Origin of the sequence: Anaerococcus sp. HMSC065G05 (assembly GCF_001812365.1) — a bacterium.
Lineage (GTDB): Bacteria > Bacillota > Clostridia > Tissierellales > Peptoniphilaceae > Anaerococcus > Anaerococcus vaginalis.
Genome location: NZ_KV808727.1, coordinates 168,827 through 170,829 on the forward strand (window position 1 = coordinate 168,827; position 2,003 = coordinate 170,829).

A 2,003-nucleotide genomic window follows, 5' to 3' on the forward strand; every position below is an offset into this window, starting at 1 on the left:
AAAAAGAAAGAAAAGCTTCTTTGGAACCGCCCTGATTTTTAAGTAAATTTATATACCTATCATAATCAAATTTTTCCCCAACTTTTAACCTAGCCCCTTGCAAATTCCTAACCAAAAGATAAACGAGAAAATAAATTATTGATATAGTTGCAATTATTGAAATAAAATTATACTCAAAAGGAATCAGAATAAAATCATTAGCCTCACTAATATTCACATCAATGATAGAGCCACGTTTCAAAATTTTCCCTACATAAACTATGAGCATAAAATTTGTCAAAAGCAAATCAATAAACCTATCTTCGCTAGCATAAATAAATTGCTTAGTATAAAGTTCATCTTTTGTAAGTAGATTAATTACAAACATTATAAAAATATAAATAAGAGTAGATAAACTATAATCAGTTATATAAGTATAGCAAAATACAAGAATTAACATTATGGTATTTAAAAGAAAAGATTTTTTCTGTTTTGAAATATAAGCTCTTGCCATAACTATAAATATAAATCCAAAAAGAAGAGATGGAAACTGATAAATAGCTGATGCTCTTATAGGATTTAATTTTGTAAGAATACCTCCACCATAAGCCTTATCTGGCAAGGTTGCAGCCAAAATCATAAAAAGTCCAAAAATATACAACAAAAAAGTATTCAAAACCAAAAGAATATTTTTGAAAAGTCTTTTTATAAAAGCAGATTCCTTAAATTGAAAAGCAATTGTAAAATTTTTAGTAAAAAATACAAAAGCAAGACAAAATGGAACAATATAGTAAAACATTCTATAAAGAAGAATCCAAGCAAGTGCCAATTCTTGATTTATACCCTGACTTTTTAAAGCAAATAAAATTATAAGGTCAAAAGAACCGATGGCACCAGGAATCATAGAAATATATCCTACAATATTTGCCGCAACGACCAAAGTTGATAAGCTTATCAAATCAAATTTGATTCCCATCAAATACCCAATAACCACAAAGGCACTCATAACTCCAAACCACTCAGCAATTGAGATTAAAAATAATTTTATTTGATTTTTTCTAGAAAATTTAATCTTTCCAAAAAAAGACAAAGCCAACACAAAAGGAATATACAAACTTGCACCAACAAGCAAAAGCATATAACTTTGTAAATTTGGATTTGAGTGAAACATTAAAGAAATTAAGGAAATAATAGAAAAAAATGATAAACCGCATGGTAAAAATACCAAAAGTTGTAAAATTTTTTTCACAAGCTTTGTAGCTTCATGTCCCTTACCGTAAAAAGCCGTTCTAAGTCCAATAGAAATAAATCCACCAAGCCCTAAAAGATCATTAAAATTATTAATGCAAAATCCAGTTTCTCCTATGTATTTTTTATCATAATCATTTCCAAGCTCTTCATTCAAAATAAAATCATACAAGCTTGCTGGAATATTAGCAAAAATTCCATAGATTCCCATAAAAAGTAATGTAATAACCGATAAGCTAGAAAAAATAAATTTTACATCTTCAAGTTTTATTTCTTTGGATATTTTTCTAAATTCTACAATTACAAGAATTAATACAGATATAAAAAATATTTTCTTAAATATTTCCTTAAAATTACTCAATTTTTCTTTCATTTAATTTCCTCATTAAATTTTAAATAAAATTTCAATAATATTCTTAAAAAAAGACGGGGATTCCCCCGCCTTTCAAATAATCTATTTTATTTCAAATTTTTAGCTAAATTAAGCTATAACTTTAGAAACAACTCCAGATGCAACTGTTCTTCCACCTTCTCTTACTGCGAATCTTAATCCTTCTTCTAGAGCGATTGGTTTTTGTAATTTGATTTTGAATGTTGCGTTGTCTCCTGGCATTACCATTTCTGTTCCTTCTTCTAGTTGGATGTCTCCTGTTACGTCTGTTGTTCTGAAGAAGAATTGTGGTCTATAGCCTGAGAAGAATGGGGTATGTCTTCCGCCTTCTTCTTTTGTTAGTACGTATACTTGTCCTTCGAATTCTGTGTGTGGGTGTACTGAG

Annotated in this window: 1 protein-coding gene and 1 pseudogene; both read right to left on the minus strand. The window is 28.4% G+C overall.

Annotated features, from left to right (window positions below; all coding sequences use genetic code 11):
* Positions 1 to 1,600: lysylphosphatidylglycerol synthase domain-containing protein (locus tag HMPREF2852_RS09270; protein WP_148130571.1), on the minus strand; the 1,600-nt coding region annotated here is incomplete at its 3' end.
* A gap of 108 nt (positions 1,601 to 1,708) precedes the next feature.
* Positions 1,709 to 2,003, minus strand: a pseudogene (gene tuf / locus HMPREF2852_RS09275) (elongation factor Tu); the annotation flags it as partial.